The organism is Virgibacillus sp. 7505 (genome assembly GCF_002272135.1).
Taxonomy (GTDB): Bacteria; Bacillota; Bacilli; order Bacillales; family Amphibacillaceae; genus Terribacillus.
In genome coordinates, this window is record NZ_NPBF01000199.1 from 1 (window position 1) to 266 (window position 266).

The following is a 266-nucleotide window of genomic DNA, read 5'->3' on the forward strand; positions in this document are numbered from 1 at the left end:
AGAACCAACGTTGCGTATACGCATATAGGACAATCTTTGTCATCATTTTCGGATGATAGGCGGGTCTGCCCCCACCTTCATACGCACGAATAAAGAAATCGTCATCCAACCCATCCACCACGTCACTGACCACACGCGCGACATGATGTTCGGGGATAAGATCGGAAAAATCCATAGGCAGATAGAGTTGATTCATGGTATACTCTTGGAAAGTGACCGTTGGGTTGCGCAAAAAAATCGCCTTCTTTCTAATGTGTAGTTGTGGT

At 45.9% G+C, this 266-nt stretch carries 1 protein-coding gene; it reads right to left on the reverse strand.

The genetic code is table 11. The features are described from left to right. A partial coding sequence (locus CHH91_RS18585) for a transposase (RefSeq protein ID WP_141234221.1) occupies positions 1 to 232 on the reverse strand: 232 nt, incomplete at its 3' end. Between the last annotated feature and the right edge of the window lie 34 nt (positions 233 to 266).